The organism is Pseudomonas sp. A014, from assembly GCF_052378495.1.
Taxonomy (GTDB): Bacteria; Pseudomonadota; Gammaproteobacteria; order Pseudomonadales; family Pseudomonadaceae; genus Aquipseudomonas; species Aquipseudomonas machongensis.
Genome location: NZ_CP199001.1, coordinates 1,373,752 through 1,396,696, shown reverse-complemented (window position 1 = coordinate 1,396,696; position 22,945 = coordinate 1,373,752). Strand labels below are relative to the sequence as shown.

Genomic DNA, 22,945 nt, shown 5'->3' with positions numbered 1-22,945 from the left:
GAACCCCTAACGACCATAGGGTAAACCCCTATCGCATAGGCAAAAGGCGCACTGCTACAGTCGCCGGATTTACGTAATGGCCAGATGACATATCTTCCGACCGTCCACCACTCCAGGCAAATGGCGCACTATGACCTCCAATAATACTTCTGCCAATGCAGTGCCCGAGCCCTCCACCAACAGCACCTCGTTGACCCTCGGTGGCGGCCAGGCCACCCGCAACGTCCCCGCGCAATACCTGTACTTCACCGAGAGCGATATCCAGCGCATCCTCGACAACCTCGACGGCCTGCGTGACCTGGTATTCCCGCAGGGCCTGCACGCGGAAGACGAAAGCCAATTGCGTCTGGACCAGCAGTTCCCCTCGGTATGCCTGATCGGCCTGGGGCGCTGTGGTTCGAACATTGCCCTGGACGTGGCGGAACTGGTGTACAACGCGCGCACCTTCTTCCTCAACGAGTTCAACAACGAAGACCGCAACAGGAACGAAGGCGGCTACAGCCCTGCACGCTGGATCCGACAGAACCTGCGCCTGGTACAGAACAAGGGCGCCAAACCGGTATTTCTGGTCGAGCCACTGGTGATGCTCGGCGATCTGGACAAGGACATCGCCGGGCGCATCCGCTTCTCGCGCAAGGGTGAGCGCGGCGGGTTCCTGCGCGACTACAGCAAGATGAAGATCATGGACCTGTCCGAGGTGCACGCCGGCGGCGCCGGCAATGCGCCGATCCTCGGCCAGTACCTGGCCAAGATCATCCTCAACAAGGATACCCAGCGCTTCTCGAGCGCCGACTGGAAACTGATCCACTCCTACCTGATCGATTCCTGCGGCATCAAGGCCAACCAATCGCGCCTGTACTTCTACATCTTCAGCGCCGGCGGCGGCACCGGCTCAGGGATGGCCTCGGAGTTCGGCCTGGCCCAGCAGTACTCGTACATGAACAAGACTTTCGACACCAAGCCGGCTGACGAGAACGACGGCAAGGGCGGGCATTCTTTCGTTTTCGAGCCGATCTTCACCAGCGGCATCTGTGTGCTGCCCAATGCCTCCGACCACCGCAGTGAAATGTCCGAGGCCTTGCACATCAATGCCGGGCGCCTGTTGTGCAAATACTTGTCCGAAGAATGGGATTTCTCGTACAACTTCGATAACGAAGACAGCAGCGAAGCCAGCGTCATGGGGCGCATCCGCCCGTGGAACGCCATGATGCTGATCTCCAACGACATCATGCGCTACGCCGAAGAGAGCGATGACGGAACGATCCAGAACATCGACGTCAATGCCATGGAGAAGCACGCCAACCAGTACATCTCCCAGCAGATCTTCAACATCCTCACCGCGCAGGCCGTGACCACCGACTACGACCAGAACTACTTCCGCCGCGCCGGCATCGACATTGGCGAAACCATCCGCCTGGACGCCAACGACCTCTTCATGAGCCTCGCGGGCCCGGTAGCCATCGCCTATGCCGAATCGGTAGTGCCGGAGGCGCCCGCGCAGGCCTCGGACAAGTTCAAGGTGTTCGAACGCGAATCGCCGCGCCTGGACATCGACGACCTGTTCTTGCGCTCCATCGACCTGCCCCACTTCAACAAACAGACCCAGGCCATCGAGGGCATCAGCCTGCTGCCCATCGAGTCGCGCCGCTATCGCGCGGCACTGGAGCAGTACCAGGCCTCGGGCTTCGACGCGGCGGCCCTGCACGACCTGCATTTCTTCAAGAACTGCTCGTCAGTGGTATCGATCGTGTCGCTGCCCAAGGACTACAAGCTGTCGTACATGGACCTGAACCGGCTCAAGACCCACCTCAACAGCCTGTTCCCCAACACCACGCTCAAGCGCTACGCGTTGGTGATCGGCGCCTCGGCCAACCTGTCGCTGACCACCCTGATCGCCAAGAGCCCATGCCTGTCGGACGACTTCCTGACGCTGATCGTGGCCTTCATCAAGCGCTGCTTCGCGCGCACACCCTACCGTTTCGACGACACGCTGGACAACGCCATCCTGGAATTCATCACCAGCGAACATTTCGATGAAGACCGTATCGATGACCTGCTAAACGAGTTCGAGAATCCGGCGAAAATACTCGATACCAACTGGTATGCGATCAAACCGATGTACGAGAAGAAGTACCGCGAGCTGATCAACGACAAGAGCCGCTTCGTCTCGATCAACGACATCCGCCTGTCGCGCGAATGCGTGAAGAAAGCGGTGAAGTACCTGCGCGAGATCTTCAGGCATCGGATCGGCAAGACCCGGGTGATTTCGCTCAACAGCCATACCGGGCGGGTGGATTACTGAGGGCTGGCACGTCACTGCTGCAGGAGTGGCGGTTCGCCACTCCTGCAGGGGGTATTACGCATCCCGTAAACTGTTACCGCACTGGCGAACGCCCCGGCGACTTGTTACTTACTTCCACCTTACGTCAGCGTCAACGCGCACCAACAAGGTGCGATCAACTCCTTTTTCGCACTAAAAACGCCCGCGATTATTCCGCTTTCTTCATCTGGATCACGATGAACGGCGAAACCACCACCGCCCAGATCTCAGGATCACGGGTTTGCAGGTCTAGCGCCTGCTCTGCAGTGAGCGGTCCGACAACGCCATCATTACGCCACTTGGCGAAGATTTCGCTGCGATTCTCGGCCATCGCCTCGGCAACAGCGATCAGGTCAAGGCTGGGGTCGACCCAAATCAGGTCACCCTTGGCCCAGAAACGCTCCAAGGCTTTCCACTCGATAATCGCGGTCTCGCCGAGCAATTTGGCATAGAGGGTGCTTGTGTGATCAGTCATGGGGGTTCCTGCCGACAGAATGGCCGTTTGTAAAAGGCCGGCATTTTTGCAGAAAAACCCGGTTTCAAATACGTAATTTGATCGACGGGCCCCGGTTGTATGGGGTTGGGCCCAGGATAGAGGCAAAGTGATGGCGCTTTTCTGTATCTTTATGTCGATCATGCGACACCCCGGGAAACAGGCGCTTTTTGCCCGCTTTTCAAGCGCTCGAACAGCGCTCTACACTGTACCGGTACAGTTCCGGGACATGTTCCGGGGGAAGGTGGGCTTGCGACATGGCACGAGCGTGCCGCAAATCCCGCCCGGTCTGTAGCCCTGGCCGCCAGGACTATAAGAATTACAACAGAATGAGTGGAGCACTATGATCAAGATTTCCAAGCTGTTCGCCGCAATGGTCCTGGCCGGGGTAGCCAGCCATTCGTTTGCCGCCGACACCATCAAGATCGGCATCGCCGGTCCCAAGACCGGTCCGGTAACCCAGTACGGCGACATGCAGTTCATCGGCGCCAAACAGGCCATCAAAGACATCAACGCCAAGGGTGGCGTCGACGGCAAGATGCTCGAGGCCAAGGAATATGACGACGCGTGCGACCCGAAACAGGCCGTTGCAGTCGCCAACAAAGTGGTCAACGACGGCGTCAAGTTTGTCATCGGCCACCTGTGCTCCAGCTCCACCCAGCCTGCGTCCGACATCTACGAAGACGAAGGCGTGATCATGATCACCCCCGCCGCCACCTCCCCGGAAATCACCGCCCGTGGCTACAAGCTGATCTTCCGCACCATCGGTCTGGACAGCGCCCAGGGCCCGGCAGCCGGCAACTACATTGCCGACCACGTCAAGCCCAAGGTCGTTGCCGTCCTGCACGACAAGCAGCAGTACGGTGAAGGCATCGCCACCGCGGTCAAGCAGACCCTCGAGAAGAAAGGCACCAAGGTCGCCGTCTTCGAAGGCCTGAACGCCGGTGACAAGGACTTCTCCTCGATCATCCAGAAGCTCAAGCAGAACAACGTCGACTTCGTCTACTACGGTGGCTACCACCCAGAGCTGGGCCTGATCCTGCGCCAGGCGCAAGAGAAGGGCCTGAAAGCCAAGTTCATGGGTCCGGAAGGTGTCGGCAACGACTCCATCTCGCAGATCGCCCAGGGCGCTTCGGAAGGCCTGCTGGTCACCCTGCCGAAGTCGTTCGACGCTGATCCTGAGAACAAGGCAATCGTCGACGCCATCAAGGCTGACGGCAAGGATCCTAGCGGTCCGTTCGTGTTCCCGGCCTACTCCGCTGTCGAGCTGATCGCCAAGGGTATCGAAGCCGCCAAGTCCGAAGACACCGACAAGGTGGCAGCCGCCATCCACGCCGGCAAGTTCAAGACCCCGACCGGCGAGCTGTCCTACGACGAGAAAGGTGACCTGAAAGACTTCAAGTTCGTGGTCTACGAATGGCACTTCGGCAAGCCGAAGACCGAAGTCTCCCCTCAGTAACTGCGTGACTAATAGCTGACCGAGAAGCCCACTGTGCGAGCAGTGGGCTTTGTTTTACGAGGTTCATGGACCTGATTCCCGCGATCCGGGAGCCGGTTCACCTGAAAATCTTAAAACCGTCACCCGCGGTTTCCTGGCTGTGCCCACTGACTTGGCGAAGACCACGAAACGGGCCGGGCCCATCGCCCGCCAGCGAAATGCAAATCAGGTTTTTAGGAGCGCTGTAATGCCTGAGATCTACCATTTCTTCCAACAACTGGTTAATGGATTGACCATCGGCAGCACCTATGCCTTGATCGCCATCGGTTACACGATGGTGTACGGCATCATCGGGATGATCAACTTCGCCCACGGCGAGGTGTACATGATCGGATCCTATGTGGCCTTCATCGCCCTCGCGGGCCTGGCCATGATGGGTATCCACTCGCTGCCGATCCTCATGACCGTGGCCTTCGTCGCAACCATCTGCGTGACCAGTGCCTACGGCTACAGCATCGAACGGGTCGCCTACCGGCCGCTGCGTAACAGCAACCGCCTGATCCCGCTGATTTCCGCCATCGGCATGTCGATCTTCCTGCAGAACACCGTGCTCCTGTCGCAGGACTCCAAGGACAAATCCATCCCCAACCTGATTCCGGGCGCCTTCTCGTTCGGCCCGGGCGGTGCGGAGGAAGTGCTGGTGTCCTACATGCAGGTGCTGGTATTCGTCGTCACGCTGGTGGCCATGACCTGCCTGACCCTGTTCATCTCCCGTTCCCGTCTGGGCCGCGCCTGCCGCGCCTGCGCCGAGGACATCAAGATGGCCAACCTGCTGGGCATCAACACCAACAACATCATTGCCCTGACCTTCGTCATCGGCGCCGCCCTGGCAGCCGTGGCGGCCGTGCTGCTGAGCATGCAGTACGGGGTGATCAACCCCAACGCCGGCTTCCTGGTAGGCCTTAAAGCCTTCACCGCAGCGGTTCTGGGCGGCATCGGCAGCATCCCGGGCGCCATGCTCGGCGGGCTGGTGCTGGGTGTGGCCGAAGCCTTCGGCGCCGACATCTTCGGCGACCAGTACAAGGATGTGGTGGCGTTTGGCTTGTTGGTTCTCGTCTTGCTGTTCCGGCCGACCGGCATCCTGGGCCGTCCGGAGGTTGAAAAAGTATGAACAGAAATCTCAAACAGGCGTTCTTCAGCGCCTTGCTGGTCTGGGCCGTCGCCTTCCCGGTGCTGGGCCTGAAGCTGAGCATCGATGGCATCAGCCTGATCGTGCACAGCCAGGGCAGCTTCACCATCAGCATCATTGCCGTGTGTTCGATACTGATGTTCCTGCGTGTGCTGTTCGACAAGCAGTGGAGCTCAGTGATGGGCGGGCGTTCCGATCGCAAACTGATCCCGCCTTCGGTAAGCAACTTCCTGACCCTGCCCAAGACCCAGCGCTGGATCATCCTGGGCCTGATCGTGGCCGCCCTGATCTGGCCGTTCTTCGGCTCGCGCGGCGCGGTCGACATCGCCACCCTGATCCTGATCTACGTGTTGCTGGGCCTGGGCCTGAACATCGTGGTCGGCCTGGCCGGCCTGCTCGACCTGGGTTACGTCGGTTTCTACGCCGTCGGTGCCTACAGCTACGCCATGCTCTCGCACTACCTGGGCTGGAGCTTCTGGGTCTGCCTGCCGATCGCGGGCCTCATGGCCGCAACCTTCGGTTTCCTGCTCGGCTTCCCGGTACTGCGCCTGCGCGGCGACTACCTGGCGATCGTCACGCTCGGCTTCGGCGAAATCATTCGCCTGTTCCTGCGTAACCTCACCGACTGGACCGGCGGCCCCAACGGCATCAGCAACATCCCCAAACCCGAGTTCTTCGGGCTCACCTTCGAACGCCGTGCGGCAGAGGGCATGCAGACCTTCCATGAGTTCTTCGGGCTGGAATACAACTCGATCAACAAGGTCATCTTCCTCTACCTGGTCGCCCTGCTGCTGGCATTGCTCGCGCTGTTCGTGATCAACCGCCTGCTGCGCATGCCGATCGGGCGTGCCTGGGAAGCGCTGCGCGAAGACGAGATCGCCTGCCGCGCGCTGGGCCTGAACCCTACCGTGATCAAGCTCTCGGCCTTCACCCTGGGCGCCTGCTTCGCAGGTTTCGCCGGCAGCTTCTTCGCTGCGCGCCAGGGCCTGGTGACGCCGGAGTCGTTCACCTTCATCGAGTCGGCGATCATCCTCGCCATCGTCGTGCTTGGCGGCATGGGCTCTCAGTTGGGCGTGATTCTCGCGGCCATCGTGATGATCCTGCTGCCTGAGCTGATGCGTGAGTTCAGCGAATACCGGATGCTGATGTTCGGTGCGCTGATGGTGTTGATGATGATCTGGCGTCCGCAAGGCCTGCTGCCTATGCAACGTCCACACATGGAGCTGCGTCGATGAGCCGCGAAATTCTGCAAGTCAGCGGCCTGAGCATGCGCTTCGGCGGCTTGTTGGCGGTCAATGGCGTGGGCCTGACCGTCAAGGAAAAACAGGTGGTCGCCCTGATCGGCCCGAACGGTGCCGGCAAGACCACGGTGTTCAACTGCCTGACCGGCTTCTACAAGCCAAGTGGCGGCACCATCCTGCTCGACGGTCAGCCGATCCAGGGCCTGGCCGGCCACCAGATCGCCCGCAAGGGCGTGGTGCGGACCTTCCAGAACGTACGTCTGTTCAAGGAAATGACCGCGCTGGAAAACCTGCTGATTGCCCAGCACCGCCACCTGAACACCAACTTCTTCGCAGGCCTGTTCAAGACCCCGGCGTTCCGCCGCAGCGAGAAGGAAGCCATGGAGCGGGCCCAGTACTGGCTGGAGAAGGTCAACCTGACCGAGTTCGCCAACCGTACCGCCGGCACCCTCGCCTACGGCCAGCAGCGCCGCCTGGAAATCGCTCGCTGCATGATGACCCAGCCACGGATCATCATGCTCGACGAACCGGCAGCAGGCCTGAACCCCAAGGAAACCGAAGACCTCAAGGCCCTCATCGGCTACCTGCGCGAATCCCACAACGTGACCGTGCTGCTGATCGAGCACGACATGAAACTGGTGATGAGCATTTCCGACCACATCGTGGTGATCAACCAGGGCACGCCCCTGGCCGATGGCACGCCGGAGGAAATCCGCGGCAACCCTGATGTGATCAAGGCCTACCTGGGGGAAGCGTAAATGCTGAAGTTCGAGAACGTTTCCACTTTCTACGGCAAGATCCAGGCGCTGCACAGCGTCAACGTGGAAATCAACCAGGGCGAGATCGTCACGCTGATCGGCGCCAACGGCGCCGGCAAGTCGACCCTGCTGATGACCCTGTGCGGCTCGCCACAGGCACACAGCGGCAGCATCAAGTACCTGGGCGAAGAGCTGGTCGGCCAGCCCTCCTCGCACATCATGCGCAAGAGCATCGCGGTGGTGCCGGAAGGCCGCCGCGTGTTCGCCCGCCTGACCGTCGAGGAAAACCTGGCCATGGGCGGTTTCTTCACCGACAAGGGCGATTACCAGGAGCAGATGGACAAGGTCCTGCAACTGTTCCCGCGCCTGAAGGAGCGCTTCACCCAGCGCGGCGGCACCATGTCCGGCGGCGAGCAGCAGATGCTGGCCATCGGCCGGGCGCTGATGAGCAAACCCAAGCTGCTGCTGCTCGACGAGCCGTCGCTGGGCCTGGCGCCGATCATCATCCAGCAGATCTTCGACATCATCGAACAACTGCGCCGTGATGGCGTGACGGTATTCCTGGTAGAGCAGAACGCCAACCAGGCACTGAAGATCGCCGACCGCGCCTATGTGCTGGAGAACGGCAAGGTGGTGATGCAAGGGACTGGTGAGGCATTGCTGACCGATCCGAAGGTGCGTGACGCGTACCTGGGTGGTTGAATGATCAAAGGGCCTGCGGGCCCTTTTTTCATGATCCCGCGAAATACGACACTGGGTGATGACCCTTGTGAAGCCAACGCTCGCTGGGTAACGTGACTCCCCTCGATACCCGCGACCCCGGAGTCTGCACGATGCGTCTCACCCCTCCCCTGCTGCTCGCCGCCCTGCTGCCCCTGTTCGCCGGCTGCCAGATGCTCGCCGAACAACCGAGCGACCCGAACGTCGGCACTACCCGCATGCAAGGCGAACTCAGTGCAGCCAATGGTCAGTTGCTGTTCAAGCCCTGCAGCGAGGCACGTCGCTTCGTGGTCAAGGATGCCGCTGGAACCGGCATCCTGCAGGAAGCCGCCAACCTCGCCAGTGGCCCCAAGACAACGCTGTTCGCCGATATCCGTGGGCGCCTGGCCGGCAGTCGCGAGGCCAACAGTGACGGCCAGCTGGACGTTACCCGGCTGTACCGAGTCGAAGCCTCGGCCAGTGCCTGCGAAGACCCCAACTTCAAGCAACTGACCCTGCGTGCTGGCGGGCACGCACCCGACTGGGACATCAAGGCCAGCGGCAAGGGCATGGTGATCAACCGTGAAGGCAAGGATCCGCTGCCGCTGCCGTTCCTCGAAGAGCAGATGCCCGGCGGCGGCCTGAGCCTGTCCAGCGAAGCCAACGGCCAGCGCGTCGAGCTGTGGGTCGCGCCGCAGCGCTGCGTGGAGCCTGGCACTGGCGCCGTACGTCACCTGCGCGCCGAACTGCGCATCGATGGCCAGGCCCTGCAAGGCTGTGCTTACTACGGCGGTGCGCGCGACAACTGATCATCGGGTACTTTTATCCTGCCAGTCGGGGCGGCGAACAGCTTATACTTGGCGGTTTGAGTAAAGCCGCCGGCCGCCCCATGGCCGGGATACTGGACCCTGCCATGCTACGAATCACCGAACTGAAGCTGCCCCTGGACCATCCCGACGAAGCCTTGCGCGAGGCTATCGTCCAGCGCCTGGGGATCCGCGACGAGCAACTGCTCGGCTTCAACCTGTTCAAGCGCAGCTACGACGCACGCAAGAAGAACAGCGAACTGCTGTTCATCTACACCATCGACCTTGAAGCCAGCAACGAAGCCGAGCTTCTGCACAGGTTCGCCGATGATCGCAATATCAGCGTGGCGCCGGACGTCAGCTACAAGTTCGTCGGGCATGCCCCGGCCGATCTTCAGCAACGTCCGATCGTGGTCGGCTTCGGCCCGTGCGGCATCTTTGCAGGCCTGCTGCTGGCGCAGATGGGCTTCAAGCCGATCGTGCTCGAGCGCGGCAAGGAAGTACGCCAGCGCACCAAGGATACCTGGGGCCTGTGGCGCAAGAGCGTGCTCAACCCTGAATCCAACGTGCAGTTCGGCGAAGGCGGCGCCGGCACCTTCTCCGACGGCAAGCTGTACAGCCAGATCAAGGACCCGCAGCACCATGGCCGCAAGGTGCTCGAAGAATTCGTCAAGGCAGGCGCACCGGAGGAGATCCTCTACATCAACAAGCCGCACATCGGCACCTTCCGCCTGACCAGCATGGTCGAGAAGATGCGCGAGGAGATCATTGCCCTGGGCGGTGAAATCCGCTTCCAGGAGAAGGTCACCGACCTGCTGGTCGATGGCGAACAGCTCACCGGCGTCGTTCTGGAAAGCGGCGAACAGCTGCACTCGCGCCATGTGGTGCTGGCCCTGGGGCACAGTGCCCGCGACACCTTCCGTATGCTCCACGCCAGGGGCGTGTTCATGGAGGCCAAGCCCTTCTCGGTGGGCTTCCGTATCGAGCACCCGCAATCGCTGATCGACAAGGCGCGCCTGGGCAAGTATGCCGGGCACCCGAAACTCGGCGCCGCCGACTACAAGCTGGTCTACCACGCCAAGAATGGCCGCTCGGTCTACAGCTTCTGCATGTGCCCGGGCGGTACCGTGGTCGCCGCCACCAGCGAGCCGGGGCGCGTAGTCACCAACGGCATGAGCCAGTATTCGCGCAATGAGCGCAATGCCAACTCTGGCATCGTCGTGGGCATCGACCCTGAGCGTGACTATCCGGGCGGCCCGCTGGCCGGCATCGAGTTGCAGGAGCGCCTGGAAGCCCACGCCTATGTCATGGGCGGCAGCAACTACCAGGCGCCGGCGCAACTGGTCGGCGATTTCGTCGCAGGTCGTGCGTCCACGGCGCTGGGCAGCGTCGAACCTTCCTACAAACCAGGCGTCACTCTCGGTGACCTGGCTCCCAGCCTGCCAGACTTCGCCATCGAGGCGATTCGCGAAGCGCTACCGGCCTTCGATCGCCAGATCAAGGGCTACAACCTGCACGATGCAGTGCTGACCGGCATCGAGACACGTACCTCGTCGCCACTGCGCATTACCCGTGGCGAGGACTACCAGAGCCTGAACCTCAAAGGGCTGTTCCCGGCCGGTGAAGGGGCAGGCTATGCCGGCGGCATCCTGTCGGCGGGCGTCGATGGCATTCGGATCGCCGAAGCGGTCGCGCGCGACATACTGGGAATCAAGGCCTGACGCCCCGAGCCAGGCCAGTTGCACGGGCTATTGCCGAGTACTGCGGTTCTTGCGGTACTCGGCCACATAGCCCAGCTTGCGGCTCGCAGTCTTGTCCAGTTCCTTGCGGTCAACGCTGTGATAACCACCCAGTTGGCGCGCAGTGAAGCCGCTGTCGCCAACAACCTCGTCCGGGGCCAGCGTCACCATCAACCTGGCGGCTGCGGCAACCGCCTGCCGATAACCGCTGCGCTCATCAAGATCGAAAGCTGCCAGGGGCAACGTTCCCCGCAGCCAGTTGCCCCAGTAAAACTCGAGAAACTCAGGCGCCACGTCACCGGAGCGCGGCTTGTCGTAGCCAACCTTGCGGGCGAAGTACACCAGGGACCGATACGGGTCATCGGCCATATCACTCAAGCCAACATGGGCGGGTAGCTGGGCAGGTGTGATCGGCTTGCCGTCAGCATCGCGCAGCCAGGTCTTGCGGGCCTGCTGCATGCGCTGCCAGAACTGCGCAAGGTCGGTGCTGTCGCTGAAATCGTCGGTAACTCTCACCCAGACCTTCAAGTCACGACCGGCCCACTCGGCGAGGCTGGTGAAACCATGGTGACCATCGGTGAGATAAAGGCGCCCGCCCGGGCCGACGACGACCGTCTTCATGTCGGCCTTGCGAGTACCTATGGCGGCCTCACAGACAAAGCTGTCAAGATTGCTCAACTCGGCGCCTTTGCCCACCGCACGAGCCTCGCCCTGCCCGTTGACTTCACAATAGTCATCGAAGGCTCTTTTCGGCTCGGCGGCATAACGACCCAGCTTGTAATAGATCTGGTCGAATCCGATGACAGCCTGGGTTGGGTGCACCTGCTCGATGCTGACCTCCAGCAGCTGTCCGATGCGGACAGGCTCGCCATCGGCTCGGGCCTGGGCACAGAGCAGAAACAGCGCCAAAACGGTAGTGCAGAAGCGGATCATGGTATTCCTCGCGGTCAGGCAAGCCCCGGAGCACCGGGGCTGCTACATGTCTGGTCCAGGCCTCAGAAAACATACTGCAGGCGCATCGCCACGGCGTCGCCAGAGTCATCACCGGCCTGGTTGCTGATGCCATCGACGTTTGTTTTCACATAATTGGCCGAAACCTTGACCTGATCATTTACATACCAGTTGACGCCCAAGGTGTGCAGCTTCGCCCGGTTACCCAGGTAACCGCGCTCTTCGACTCGCGCGGCATCGAAGCGGTAGAAGACCTCCCATGCCCCCAGTTGCTTGTCGGACGGCTTGACCTTGTCGAACTTGCCACCGTTGAGTTTGTAACCCCGAGGCTCGCCAGTGAGGGTGTAGGCCAACTGGCCGTAGTACCCCTCAGCTTTTCGATCATTGCGCCTGGTATCCGATACTGCATCAAGATCCCGGCGCAGGTACTCGCCCTGCACCGAAAAAGCCCCCCGCGCCCAGGCGGCTTCCAGCCCCCAGACCGCATCACCGTCGTAGGCTCCGGCAACACCGGGAGCAAGGTCCACGCGGTTGCCGTTGACAGCGTCCTCGGAGGTTGCGCGCGCGCCCAGGCGTGAACGGATACGGCCGTTGCTGGCAACCTTGTCCATATCACTCATGGCGTAATCGACACCAAAATGCAGCACATTGCCAGGCTCGGCCCAGGGCGCGACGACGGCGCGGAGGTTATAGATGTTGGTGTTCTTGCCGTTCTTGTCTTCCTGCCCCTTGGGGCGATTGACACTGGCGACGCCATAGAACAGATCGGTGCTGGCGCTCAATTGCACGCCCATGCCGTCTGCATGGTCGGCTACCCACGGGGCCAGATCGCCGAGCAGGCTACGCTCCATGGCGGTTGTCCATTTGGAACTGGTAGCTTGCTCCAGCCCGAAGTCGGGATCAAAACGCCCCAACTTGATCGTCACCGGCTCCAGCGCCAGGTAGCTGACAGAGGCTTCCTTCCAGGACGTCGCACCGTCGTCGGCGAAATCGATGGAGAACTCATAGGACCAATCACCATAGGCCTTGCCATTGAGCTCCAATCTGGCACGACGCAGGAAAGCCTCGTTCGCGCGCTTGCCATTCTTGCTATAGATACCGTCGAACTCACTGTAGTCAGCCTGCAACAGGCCACCTATCTGGAAAGCGAATTGCTTGTCGGTCGTGGCAACTTCAAGCCCCCCCTTGGTCTTGATGACGATATCAGCCCCATCGGTTGTAACGGTACCGGCTGCTGCCTGGGTGCTGACCATCAATCCCAGAGCGCCCGCAGCAAAGCCGAAACGACAGCTTGCCAGGCGGTGAATAGCGTTCATGCAACTTCTCCCAAAGTAATGGTTTTCTACCGCCGGACCACAGCCGATCGGTGGCCGCAGAGCCTGTTGGGAGCGCATTACAGTTAGGTTTCCTTGAAATAATTAGCCAATAAAATCAGAGAATTAGTGAGTTTTTTTGAAATTTCACCAGCCATGTTCTTGGAAGGCAGACACCCAATTCTGTAGAGAGCGGGGGAACGATCCGAGCAGGATGTAGGCCAATGCGCAGTCCCCAACTCCCCCTCCGTGACGCCTGTTTCGAAGAAAAGCGTTGCAGCACAGATTTCAACGGTAAAACGGCTCGGCAGTTGGCTGAATATTCCTGGAATCCAGAGGGATACCTCCGCCCAGGAGTCAGATAGCCAAAGCGCAATCATTTATAACAAAAAAGAATATAGTTTTTGTTTTAAAGAATATCGCCGCACGTTAGGGTGTACGCCCGTTCCGTTCAAATACGTACTGGAGACGCTCGCCCGTGCGCAGCCTTATCAATCGTTTCCTGCAGCTGGAGTCTGCCAGCGGCCTGCTGCTCATCATCGCGGCGGTCATTGCCCTGATCGTCAACAACTCACCCCTGTCGCACCTGTACATGGGCTTTCTCGACGTTCCTGTCGCGGTGCAGATCGGCGCCCTGCAGATCGCCAAGCCGCTGCTGTTGTGGATCAACGATGGCCTGATGGCACTGTTCTTCCTGCTGATCGGCCTGGAGGTCAAGCGCGAGGTACTCGAAGGCCAGTTGTCCAAGCCCTCGCAGATCATTCTCCCTGCCACTGCGGCGGTCGGCGGCATGCTGGTACCGGCGCTGATCTACTGGTTCATCAACCGTGACAACCCCGCCACACTGGCTGGCTGGGCCATCCCTACCGCCACCGACATCGCGTTCGCCCTTGGCGTGCTGGCGCTGCTCGGCAAGCGTGTGCCGGTATCGCTCAAACTGTTCCTGATGACCCTGGCGATCATCGACGACCTCGGCGCGATCATCATCATCGCCCTGTTCTATTCCGGCGAGCTTTCGAACATGGCATTGATGCTTGCCGGAGCTTGTCTGCTGGCGCTGCTGGGCATGAACCGCCTCGGGGTGAAGAAGCTTGCGCCGTACCTGATCGTCGGGCTGGTCCTTTGGGTCTGCGTGCTGAAGAGCGGCGTCCATGCCACCCTCGCCGGCGTGGCGCTGGCAATGTTCATTCCCCTGGGCACCGGCGACAAGAAAAATGCCTCTCCACTGCTCACCCTGGAGCACGCGCTACACCCCTGGGTGGCCTACGCGATCCTGCCGCTGTTCGCGTTCGCCAATGCTGGAGTATCGCTGACCAATGCCAGCGCGGAGAGCTTCACGCATTCGGTGCCCATGGGCATCGCCATCGGATTGCTGCTGGGTAAGACGGTTGGTGTGTTCGGCCTGACCTGGATGGCCATCAAGCTGCGCCTGGCCGCCCTGCCCGCGGGCGCCAACTGGGGCCAGGTGTTTGGCGTCGCGATTCTGTGCGGTATCGGTTTCACCATGAGCCTGTTCGTTGGCTCCCTGGCCTTCCCATCCGGTGTCAGCGAGTATGCCGGGGAGGACCGCATGGGCATCCTCACCGGCTCGCTCTTCGCGGCGTTGATCGGCTATGCCGTGACTGCGGCGGCCAGCCGCAAGCGACAAGTATCGGTTGCAACCAGCTGATAGCATCAGGCACAAAAAAACCCCGACCGGCCTCGCCGGATCGGGGTTTTCTTTGCGCTGCGAAATCAGTGAGTGACGCGGCTGGTGCCATCGACGGTCATGATGCGCACACGTTCACCAACGCGGAAGATCTCGTTCTGCTGCACTTGCTGCACATAGGCGCGCATGCTGCCGTCGTCTTCACGAACGGTAATTTCAACGCCTTGGGTGCGGGTCAGGCCTTCTTCAGCGGCCGAGCCTGCCAGGCCACCGGCCACGGCACCGATCACCGCAGCAACGATACTGCCGCGACCACCCCCTACGGCGCTGCCCGCGACGCCACCGACAATGGCACCGGCGCCACCGCCGATCGGAGTCTTGGTACCCTCGATCTTGACCGGGCGCAGGGATTCGATCGTGCCCATGCGCACAGTCTGCACGCGACGGGCTTCATCTCGAGAGTAACTGTCACCGGTCAGGCTGGACTGGCAGCCACCGAGCAACAGCGCCATGGTGGTGAAGCTTGCCACCATCAAAACGGATTTACGCATGGGGAATCTCCATAAGTCAGGTGTCTATTAGACTCCCCGTGTGGATGGGTGTCACGACACAAACGTTATTAAATTGTTTTCATTCAGCTCGAGTACAGGCGCCAAGCAGCTTGCCGCCCACTTCACCAATGAGACCAAGAATAGTCGTGGATTACTTCATCGTCGCAATGACAGGGGGCGCTGGACTGTGTTTTCGCCGCTGAAGACGGGATGAAGATCAAGCCGTACCGGGTAATGGCGAGGGCCGCAAGCGGCCCCCTGGCAATCACGGAGCCAACCGCTCTCGCTGCCACTGACCATCGACCAGCCGGTAATTGAGGCGATCGTGCAAGCGGCTGGAGCGCCCCTGCCAGAACTCGATCCGCTCAGGTAGCAAGCGGTAACCACCCCAATGGTCCGGGCAATGCGGCTGAGTGTCGGAGAACCGCGCCTCGGTAGCCTTGACCAAACCTTCGAGCGCTGCGCGATCGGCGATCACTCGGCTCTGTGGCGAGGCCCAGGCCCCCAGCCGACTGCCCAGAGGACGTACCTGGTAGTAGTCGTCCGACTCTTTTGCGCTGACTTTTTCCACTCGCCCTTCGATGCGCACCTGGCGCTCGAGCGCCGGCCAGAAGAACGTCATCGCAGCGAACGGATTGACCAGCAATTGCTGGCCTTTGGCGCTTTCATAGTTGGTGAAGAACGTGAATCCGCGCTCATCGAGCCCCTTGAGCAACAGCACCCGACAATGCGGACGCCCTTCACCGTCAACCGTGGCAAGGGTCATGGCATTGGCCTCGACAGGCGGCTGTTCGGTCTTCACCGCGTCGCCGAACCAATGGTGAAACAGCGCGAACGGCTCACCCGGTGCCTGGGCCTCGGCCAGGCCATCACGGGTGTAGTCGCGCCGCATGTCGGCCAGGGATTGAGTCATGGCTGCGTTTCCTTAGACGATCAATTGGTCTTCGCAGGGCTGTTGGCGGCGACTTTCTTGTCGGCAGCAGGCGCCGCTTTCTTGGCTGCGGGCTTGGTTGCTGGCTTTTTCGCGGCCGGCTTGGCTGCAGCCTTGGCGACAGGCTTTTTCGCAGCGGGCTTGGCTGCAGCCTTGGCAACAGTCTTCTTCGCGGCGGGCTTGGCATCAGCGGCCTTGGCGGGTGCCTTGGCATCCTGGGTGGCAACCATCGCCGCAGGTACCGGTGCCGGGGCTGCCTGCTGGTACTTGGCCAGCAAGGCGACCATGGTGTTCTGCGGGGTCAGCAGCATTTCCACACGGCGGTTCAGGGCTCGCCCCTCGACGCTGTCATTGGCCGCGCGTGGCATCACGGCGCCCATGCCCTTGAGGGTCAGGCGGTCACGCTGCAAGCCGCTCAAGCGGAAGATCGCCGAGACCGACGCGGCACGCTCGAGGCTGAGCTTCTGGTTGGCGACGGCGACACCGCTGGTATCGGCATGGCCAAGTACGAGCACGGCAGTCTTCGGGTCGCCTTCGACGATCTTGGCCACACGGGTGATCGGGCCCAGAGAAGACGGCAGCAGCATGTTCGGGCGGTCCGGGTTGTAGGAGCCGTCGACCGGCAGGGTCACCGCAAGCACGTTGTCACGACGCTCGATTTCAAGCTTGCTGTCTTTGGCGGCCTCGCGCAGCTTCGGTTCGTACTCGTCCAGCCAGGCCTGGGTAGCCTTCTGGTCGATCTTGGGCACTGCCGGCGCCTCGGCCTGCTTGTCGCTCGAGCCGAACGGCCACCACCAGCGGCTGCTGCTTTCAGACTTCGCATCGGCTTGGACGACCTTTTCGGTCACCGCGTCCTTCACGTCCTGTTCGGCAACCTTGTCCGAACCGAAGGGCCACCAGCTGAGGCCGCCGTCCTTCGAAGCGTCCTGGGAGTGGCTGGCGCAGCCGGTCATGGCCAGGCACAGGGCAAGTGCTAAGGTTTTTTGTGAAGACATCAGCGATACACCATGAATTAGAAAGAAATTTTGCCCACACACACGAGGCGTTGGCATTGAGGATAGTCAAAGGAATCGGGCATTACCCGCATTACCCGATCAAAGGCAACTACCCAGTACCCGCACCAGTTTCTGCGCACGGGGGTCCATCAATACGTAGGGGCCAAGGGTATTGGTGACGAAACCGAAGGCCACGTCGTGCTCGGGGTCGGCGAAACCGACCGATCCACCCGCCCCCGGATGACCGAAAGCCCGAGCACCCAGGCCGAAGGTGGCGTTGGCGACATCCGGCTGGTCGAGCATGCAGCCCAGGCCAAAACGGGTCTGGGTCAACAGGGTGCGATCCTGCCCAAGGCTATGCTCGCGGGTCAGTTCATCGAGCAGTTCGGATTCCAGCAGGCTGCCATCGAGCAGGCCGGCATAGAAGCCCGCCAGGCTGCGGGCATTGCCGTGGCCATTGGCAGCCGGTTGCTGCATGCGGCGCCACTCGGGTTTGTTGGTGCTGGTGAGGATCGCTGGCGGATTGGTGAAAGCACGGGTCGACAACGCCTCAGGCTCGCGCATGGTCACCTGCAGCAAACGCTGGGCTGCGGCATCACCAGGATTACCCTTGCCACGGGCGATATGCGCCACGCGGTGGAACTCCTCATCGGCCAGCCCCACATGAAAATCCAGCCCCAACGGGCGCGCAGTGCGGGCGACGATCGAGTCACCAGGGCCACGGCCATCGGCGCGGCGGATCAGTTCGCCGATCAGCCAGCCATAGGTGATGGCGGCATAGCCATGCTCGCTGCCAGGGGTCCACCACGGCGTTTCGGCCGCCAGGGCGTCGACCATGACCTGCCAGTCGTAGAGGGCCTCGGCCGGCAACAACTCACGGATTGCCGGCAGGCCGGCGCGGTGGCTCAGCAACTGGCGCAGGGTAATGCCGTCCTTGCCCGCCTGGCCAAACTCCGGCCAGTAACGGGTCACCGGCACGTCCAGGGCCAGCTTGCCCTCACCCACCAATTGCAGCGCAGTCACAGCAGTGAAGGTCTTGGTGCAGGAAAACAGGTTGGCGATGGTATCGCTGTGCCACGCCTGCTGGCCGTCCTTGTCGGCGCTGCCGGCCCACAGATCGATGACGGTTTCGCCACCAACCTGGATGCACAGCGCCGCGCCACGCTCCTGGGGATCATCGAACAATGCGGCAAACGCGTCGCGCACCGCTTCGAACTTCAGCTCATAGTGGCCCTGGATCTGCACCCGCCTACTCTCCGTACGACCTGTCTCACAAAGTCGTGCATTGTTTCAGTAGTTGGCGGGTTTGCCTACTGAATGTGGCTGGAAGGTTGTAAGCAAAACCCCAGAGGTTAGGCGGCCAGTACTGGCCGGAACCCAACTGCTGTGCTCAGGGCGCCATGACCTCAAGCCCCCTGCGCAATTGCTCCAACGCCTGCTGGTTGCTCCGCCTTACCGCCTCGACAAACCCCGGATAGGCCACGTCGGTAATACCGACCAGGCCCAGATGCCCATTTTCCCCGTCGAGCAGACGCCCGCTGGCTGGCTGGTCGAGGTATTGGAACCAGTGAGCACCCACGATCATCGGTTGAGCGAGCGCTGCCTTGAGGAAATTGCCGTAGGCAGGCCCACGGTCCTCTTCACGCGCGACCTCGAGCGGCCCTGGCCAGAACGGGCCACGGTCACGGGAGCCGAACTGGAACTCCGAGACCAGCACCGGCTTGTCCAGCTCGGCCAACCGGGCGAAGTCGTAGCCGTCCTCGGGCTTGAGGGTATAGAAGTTGAAACTGAGCACATCGCAGAACTCGGCACAGGCCTTCACTGCCTCAGGTGTACTGACCGCGTAGCGTCCACCCAGCAACAAATGGTTGGGCGCATGCCATTTCAGCGCATCGGAGATGGTCTTGAAGTAAGTCTGTGCAAACACCTGTTGGAAGTACTGATAGTCACGCTCGATTTCCGGGTGCTCAGGGTTGGGCAGTGGCGCCTCGAAACCGGGGTCCTCCATGAGCTCCCAGGCTTTCAGTTCGATACCCCACGCCTTCGACAGCCCCTCCTGGTTTCGGTACTTGTCACGCAACTGCTTGAGGAAGGCGCGTTTGGCCGGCACATCGGTGGTCAGGCGCAAGGTGCCGTAAGCCAGGCCATACCGTGCCTTGGGATCATCGCCCGGCGCCGCCCAGGCCAGCTCGTTGTCCGCGAAATAACCGATCAGCCACGGGTCGTCGCGATGATCCCGCGCGGCAATGGCCACCGCACGTTCTGTAGCCATGGCAAATCGCGGGTCGAACGGGTCGGGCATGCGCCCCCACCAGTCCATGCCGGTGCTGATACTGGCATAGTCACCGACGATCGACAGCGGCAGGGTGTACGGCATGCGCCTGGCCTGGCTCAGGGCCGGATCGCTCCAGTTCCCCAGGGTGTTGAACCCCCAGGCCTGCAAACGATCGAGGCTGTGCACCTGCCAGCGTTCGGCATCGACACCGGCGGCCGGGCAGTCCACCGGAGGCTGCCCCTCGGGCGCCGGGGCGCAGGGCTTGGCATAGGTGCGCTGCAGATTGGCAGCATAGAAGTCATACCAACGCCCTTGCTTGAAGCCACGCCCTTGGGAAGACGCATTACCGTCGTCATTGTTGCCTTGGCCATAGAACGCCGCGAGCGGATCGCCCTCCCCAGGCAACCCTTTGAACATCGATTCTCGGCCCTCGACGTAGGTGCGCCCGCCATCGGCGGCCACCGCGTTGACGCCCAGTGAGTAGAACGGGTGCCCCTGCGGGGTCACCAGGAACCAGCGGCCGTCGCGCTTTTCAGTGCGGAAGAAGCCGGTGGCTTCGAAGGTCGGTCCGGCCACCAGGCCGCCGTACGTGTCCAGTTTCTGCTTCTCGCGCTCGGCCAGCCAGGCCTTGAGTTGCTGGCGCTCACGGGCATCGGCGGCCTTGAGTTGCTCATCGTTGACGATTTTTTCCGGCCAGCGACCTCGGGTGGACTGGCCATAGGCATCGATCAAATCGCCGTAGGCCGCCCGGTATGCCTGGTCATCATCCTGTATCCCGACCTTTTCGATCAGCAGGTTCTGCGCGACCTTGGGTCGGGGAATGCTCAGGCTGATCGAAACCACCTGTTTGAGATCTACTTCGCCCGTACTGCTGGTCAACAGCACGCGTTGCCCTTCGTACGTCCAAGGCATCGGCGGACCGGCACGCATGCCCTGACTCAACGGAGAACTGGCCTTTAGCGGCACCACCACCGTTTGCGCCGGGCCCGCTGGCAGGTCGATGCGGCTGGTGAGCGTACGCCCATCGCTGCCCAGCAGCGTGACATCCACGGTCAAGGCCCAGTCCATCGCACTTTGCAGGCGTAGCGTCAGAAACTGCCCTGTCGACCAGTCCCAGGTCCCTGACTGCGGGCTGAGGCGCAAGGTCGGGCGCTCCACCGGGTTGAATACCACGCGCCGCAGCACTTCGCCTTCGGCTGTTTGCTCCGCGTTGTACTGCGGCATCCCCGTGTCTTCGGTGGTCACGGTGACGACCGAAGTCGGGCGCACGAAGCTGAACAACGTCTGCTGGGCTGCCAGCAACGGGGTACTGAACAACAAGGTGAAAACGACGGGCAAGGTACGGCGGATCATGTGGACGTGGCTCTCCTTCAAGGCCCTCATGGACCTGGTCGAGTCATGGACAACGGGCCGGGCATCATGCTCCGGCCGTTACTGGATCTCCCGCCGGAAGGGCGGCAGCGCATTGAGAATAGCCTTGCCGTAGCGCTGGGTGACCAGGCGTCGATCGAGCAAGGTGATGACACCACGGTCCTGCTCGGTACGCAGCAGACGACCGCAGGCCTGGATCAGGCGCAGGGAGGCGTCGGGCACGGCGATTTCCATGAACGGGTTACCGCCACGCGCCTCGATCCACTCCGCCAGGGCCGCCTCGACAGGGTCGTCCGGCACGGCGAACGGAATCTTGGCGATGACCACGTGCTCGCAATAAGCACCTGGCAGGTCGACGCCTTCGGCAAAACTGGCCAAGCCAAACAACACGCTGTGCTGACCGTCATCGACCCGGGCCTTGTGCTTGTTCAGCGTCTCCTGCTTGGACAGGTTGCCCTGGATCAGCACCAGCTTGCGCCAGTCGCGGTCCAGGCCATCGAACACGTCCTGCATCTGCTTGCGCGAAGAGAACAGCACCAGCGCGCCACGGGCGTCTTCGACGATGTTCGGCAATTCGCGGATGATCGCCGCAGTATGGCCCGCCGCATCGCGCGGGTCGGCGCCCAGGTCGGGCACCCGCAGCAAGCCGGCATCGCCATGGACGAATGGGCTGGGCACGACGCAGGTCACCGCATCACGCGGCAGCCCGGAGCGCATGCGGAAGCGGTCGAACTTGCCCAGAGCCGTCAAGGTCGCCGAAGTGACCAGTGCACCATGGGCAACGCTCCACAGGCTGCGGCGCAGCATTTCGGCGGCGAGAATCGGGCTGGCGTTGACCTCGATGTCGAACAGCGCCCCACTCTCGGCCAGGGTCAGCCAACGCGCCATGGGCGGGCTGTCTTCCGGGTCTTCGGCGGTGAAGGCGGTCCACAGCTCCCAGTTGCCCTGGGCACGGGTGACCAGGCTGCCGAACAGCGGGTACCACTCTTCGGCCTGGTGGCTGGCGATGCCGATGTTGACCTCACCGTCCATGCCTTCCTTTAACAGGTCGGCAAGCCGGGTGAACAGATCGTTGAGGCGGGAGAAGCCCTTTTTCAGCTCGATGCCGACCTCGCGGATCTGCTCCGGCACCACGCCCCCCTCGAAGCGGTAGCGCGGGCGATCGCGCCCCTCCATGTCTTCACCGGGCCGGAAATCGGCAACCTGTTCGCACAGGGTGAACATGAACTGCTGCTGGGTGCGGATTTCCCGCGCCAGCTCCGGCACCTGCTCGATCAGCTTGCCCAGGTCGCCTGGCAACGGGTGCTGGGCCAACAGCTTGGTGAGGTTCTTGGCCGTCTGCTCCAGCCAGTCGGCTGTGGAGCGCAGCCGCGAATAATGGGCGAAATGGCCGATGGCCTTGTCTGGCAGGTGATGGCCTTCGTCGAACACGTACATCGTGTCGCGCGGGTCGGGCAGTACCGCGCCACCGCCCAGGGCCAGGTCGGCCAGGACCATGTCGTGGTTGGTGACGATCACATCGACCTTGCCCATGCCTTCGCGCGCCTTGTAGAACACGCACTGCTGGAAGTTCGGGCAATGTCGGCCGGTGCACTGGCTGTGGTCGGTGGTCAGGCGCGCCCAGTCCTGGTCCTCGAGGGTTTCCGACCAACTGTCCCGGTCGCCGTCCCAGCGGTTGCCGGCAAGTTTCTCGATCATGCTGTTGAACAGCTTCTGGCTGCGCTCGTCGACTTCGATGTGGAAGCCTTCTTCTTCGAACAGCTGGGCGGTCGCCGACTGGGCGTGGCCCTCCTGCAGCAGCACGTCGAGTTTGGACAGGCACAAGTAGCGCCCACGCCCCTTGGCCAGGGCGAAGCTGAAGTTCAGGCCGCTGTTGCGCATCAGGTCGGGCAGGTCCTTGAAGACGATCTGCTCCTGCAGGGCGACGGTGGCGGTGGCGATCACCAGGCGCTTGCCGGCGGCCTTGGCGGCGGGAATCGCGGCGAGGCTGTAGGCGACCGTCTTGCCGGTACCGGTGCCGGCCTCGACCGCGACCACGGCAGGTTCGCCGGCCCGGCGACCTTCATCATCGCAGGCGATGTCGCCGAGTACCTTGGCCACTTCGGCGATCATCAGGCGCTGGCCGTAACGCGGCTTGAGGCTCTTGGCTTCGAGAAAACGCGAATAGGCGCCCTGGATGGTGGCTTTGAGTTCGTTGCTGATCATGGTCTGCGGGCGCCCGAAGGGC

Annotated in this window: 18 protein-coding genes; 9 read left to right on the top strand and 9 right to left on the bottom strand. The window is 61.9% G+C overall.

What is annotated here, in order from left to right:
- Positions 1–130: 130 nt before the first annotated feature.
- Complete coding sequence (locus ACTYOL_RS06650; RefSeq protein WP_153774033.1) at positions 131–2,302, top strand: hypothetical protein; 2,172 nt, start codon at positions 131–133, stop codon at positions 2,300–2,302.
- Between the two features lie 187 nt (positions 2,303–2,489).
- Here ACTYOL_RS06650 and ACTYOL_RS06645 read toward each other — a convergent pair whose 3' ends face one another.
- Complete coding sequence (locus ACTYOL_RS06645) at positions 2,490–2,795, bottom strand: DUF2288 domain-containing protein (protein WP_153774032.1); 306 nt, start codon at positions 2,793–2,795, stop codon at positions 2,490–2,492.
- Positions 2,796–3,156: 361 nt separating this feature from the next.
- On the opposite strand from ACTYOL_RS06645, the gene ACTYOL_RS06640 reads away from it, so the two are divergent.
- The 7 genes from ACTYOL_RS06640 (at position 3,157) to ACTYOL_RS06610 (ending at position 10,665) form a co-directional block, all read left to right on the top strand.
- Positions 3,157–4,272, top strand: coding sequence for a branched-chain amino acid ABC transporter substrate-binding protein (locus ACTYOL_RS06640; RefSeq protein ID WP_054891749.1), 1,116 nt, complete (start codon positions 3,157–3,159; stop codon positions 4,270–4,272).
- A gap of 226 nt (positions 4,273–4,498) precedes the next feature.
- Entirely contained in the window at positions 4,499–5,422 is a 924-nt protein-coding gene (gene livH, locus ACTYOL_RS06635) for a high-affinity branched-chain amino acid ABC transporter permease LivH (protein ID WP_054891750.1), read from the top strand.
- Positions 5,419–6,675 carry a high-affinity branched-chain amino acid ABC transporter permease LivM gene (locus tag ACTYOL_RS06630; RefSeq protein WP_054891751.1) on the top strand — a complete coding sequence of 419 codons (1,257 nt, stop codon included), beginning with the start codon at positions 5,419–5,421 and terminating at the stop codon, positions 6,673–6,675. The genes livH and ACTYOL_RS06630 overlap by 4 nt, the downstream gene beginning before the upstream one ends.
- The gene (gene livG / locus ACTYOL_RS06625; protein WP_054891752.1) at positions 6,672–7,439 is read left to right on the top strand and encodes a high-affinity branched-chain amino acid ABC transporter ATP-binding protein LivG; all 768 of its coding nucleotides are present in this window, start codon (positions 6,672–6,674) and stop codon (positions 7,437–7,439) included. The genes ACTYOL_RS06630 and livG overlap by 4 nt, the downstream gene beginning before the upstream one ends.
- Complete coding sequence (locus tag ACTYOL_RS06620; RefSeq protein WP_054891753.1) at positions 7,440–8,141, top strand: ABC transporter ATP-binding protein; 702 nt, start codon at positions 7,440–7,442, stop codon at positions 8,139–8,141. It begins immediately after the preceding gene.
- Positions 8,142–8,272: 131 nt separating this feature from the next.
- Positions 8,273–8,947 (top strand): COG3650 family protein, encoded by a 675-nt coding sequence (locus tag ACTYOL_RS06615; protein ID WP_054891754.1) that lies wholly within the window; start codon positions 8,273–8,275, stop codon positions 8,945–8,947.
- Between the two features lie 104 nt (positions 8,948–9,051).
- Positions 9,052–10,665: an NAD(P)/FAD-dependent oxidoreductase gene (locus ACTYOL_RS06610; RefSeq protein WP_153774029.1), complete on the top strand. Its 1,614-nt coding sequence runs from the start codon at positions 9,052–9,054 to the stop codon at positions 10,663–10,665.
- Between the two features lie 27 nt (positions 10,666–10,692).
- Here ACTYOL_RS06610 and ACTYOL_RS06605 read toward each other — a convergent pair whose 3' ends face one another.
- Complete coding sequence (locus ACTYOL_RS06605; protein WP_444757686.1) at positions 10,693–11,616, bottom strand: ParB/Srx family N-terminal domain-containing protein; 924 nt, start codon at positions 11,614–11,616, stop codon at positions 10,693–10,695.
- A gap of 62 nt (positions 11,617–11,678) precedes the next feature.
- Entirely contained in the window at positions 11,679–12,950 is a 1,272-nt protein-coding gene (locus ACTYOL_RS06600) for an OprO/OprP family phosphate-selective porin (protein ID WP_444758131.1), read from the bottom strand.
- Between the two features lie 475 nt (positions 12,951–13,425).
- Here ACTYOL_RS06600 and nhaA point away from each other — a divergent pair, with 475 nt between their 5' ends.
- Entirely contained in the window at positions 13,426–14,616 is a 1,191-nt protein-coding gene (nhaA, locus tag ACTYOL_RS06595; RefSeq protein WP_063543485.1) for a Na+/H+ antiporter NhaA, read from the top strand.
- Positions 14,617–14,681: 65 nt separating this feature from the next.
- Here the strand turns inward: nhaA and ACTYOL_RS06590 are convergent, their stop codons facing one another.
- The 6 genes from ACTYOL_RS06590 to dinG all read right to left on the bottom strand — a co-directional run bounded on the left by ACTYOL_RS06590 (position 14,682) and on the right by dinG (position 22,923).
- Positions 14,682–15,146, bottom strand: a complete 465-nt coding sequence (locus ACTYOL_RS06590; protein WP_054891758.1) for a glycine zipper 2TM domain-containing protein — start codon at positions 15,144–15,146, stop codon at positions 14,682–14,684.
- Between the two features lie 265 nt (positions 15,147–15,411).
- Complete coding sequence (gene pdxH, locus ACTYOL_RS06585; RefSeq protein WP_153774026.1) at positions 15,412–16,059, bottom strand: pyridoxamine 5'-phosphate oxidase; 648 nt, start codon at positions 16,057–16,059, stop codon at positions 15,412–15,414.
- 20 nt (positions 16,060–16,079) lie between these two features.
- Positions 16,080–17,072 (bottom strand): OmpA family protein, encoded by a 993-nt coding sequence (locus ACTYOL_RS06580; protein ID WP_153774025.1) that lies wholly within the window; start codon positions 17,070–17,072, stop codon positions 16,080–16,082.
- Between the two features lie 99 nt (positions 17,073–17,171).
- Positions 17,172–18,317, bottom strand: coding sequence for a serine hydrolase domain-containing protein (locus ACTYOL_RS06575; RefSeq protein WP_054891761.1), 1,146 nt, complete (start codon positions 18,315–18,317; stop codon positions 17,172–17,174).
- Positions 18,318–18,462: 145 nt separating this feature from the next.
- Entirely contained in the window at positions 18,463–20,700 is a 2,238-nt protein-coding gene (locus tag ACTYOL_RS06570; RefSeq protein WP_444757685.1) for a beta-galactosidase, read from the bottom strand.
- Positions 20,701–20,778: 78 nt separating this feature from the next.
- Positions 20,779–22,923, bottom strand: a complete 2,145-nt coding sequence (gene dinG / locus ACTYOL_RS06565) for an ATP-dependent DNA helicase DinG (RefSeq protein ID WP_200603525.1) — start codon at positions 22,921–22,923, stop codon at positions 20,779–20,781.
- Between the last annotated feature and the right edge of the window lie 22 nt (positions 22,924–22,945).

Coding starts and splice junctions, on each gene's coding strand:
- ACTYOL_RS06640 (WP_054891749.1), top strand. CDS start 3,157: ATGATCAAGATTTCCAAGCTGTTCGCCGCAATGGTCCTGGCCGGGGTA.
- ACTYOL_RS06645 (WP_153774032.1), bottom strand. CDS start 2,795: ATGACTGATCACACAAGCACCCTCTATGCCAAATTGCTCGGCGAGACC.
- ACTYOL_RS06590 (WP_054891758.1), bottom strand. CDS start 15,146: ATGCGTAAATCCGTTTTGATGGTGGCAAGCTTCACCACCATGGCGCTG.
- ACTYOL_RS06570 (WP_444757685.1), bottom strand. CDS start 20,700: ATGATCCGCCGTACCTTGCCCGTCGTTTTCACCTTGTTGTTCAGTACC.
- ACTYOL_RS06650 (WP_153774033.1), top strand. CDS start 131: ATGACCTCCAATAATACTTCTGCCAATGCAGTGCCCGAGCCCTCCACC.
- ACTYOL_RS06580 (WP_153774025.1), bottom strand. CDS start 17,072: ATGTCTTCACAAAAAACCTTAGCACTTGCCCTGTGCCTGGCCATGACC.
- livH (WP_054891750.1), top strand. CDS start 4,499: ATGCCTGAGATCTACCATTTCTTCCAACAACTGGTTAATGGATTGACC.
- ACTYOL_RS06615 (WP_054891754.1), top strand. CDS start 8,273: ATGCGTCTCACCCCTCCCCTGCTGCTCGCCGCCCTGCTGCCCCTGTTC.
- ACTYOL_RS06610 (WP_153774029.1), top strand. CDS start 9,052: ATGCTACGAATCACCGAACTGAAGCTGCCCCTGGACCATCCCGACGAA.
- livG (WP_054891752.1), top strand. CDS start 6,672: ATGAGCCGCGAAATTCTGCAAGTCAGCGGCCTGAGCATGCGCTTCGGC.
- pdxH (WP_153774026.1), bottom strand. CDS start 16,059: ATGACTCAATCCCTGGCCGACATGCGGCGCGACTACACCCGTGATGGC.
- ACTYOL_RS06600 (WP_444758131.1), bottom strand. CDS start 12,950: ATGAACGCTATTCACCGCCTGGCAAGCTGTCGTTTCGGCTTTGCTGCG.
- ACTYOL_RS06630 (WP_054891751.1), top strand. CDS start 5,419: ATGAACAGAAATCTCAAACAGGCGTTCTTCAGCGCCTTGCTGGTCTGG.
- dinG (WP_200603525.1), bottom strand. CDS start 22,923: ATGATCAGCAACGAACTCAAAGCCACCATCCAGGGCGCCTATTCGCGT.
- ACTYOL_RS06605 (WP_444757686.1), bottom strand. CDS start 11,616: ATGATCCGCTTCTGCACTACCGTTTTGGCGCTGTTTCTGCTCTGTGCC.
- ACTYOL_RS06620 (WP_054891753.1), top strand. CDS start 7,440: ATGCTGAAGTTCGAGAACGTTTCCACTTTCTACGGCAAGATCCAGGCG.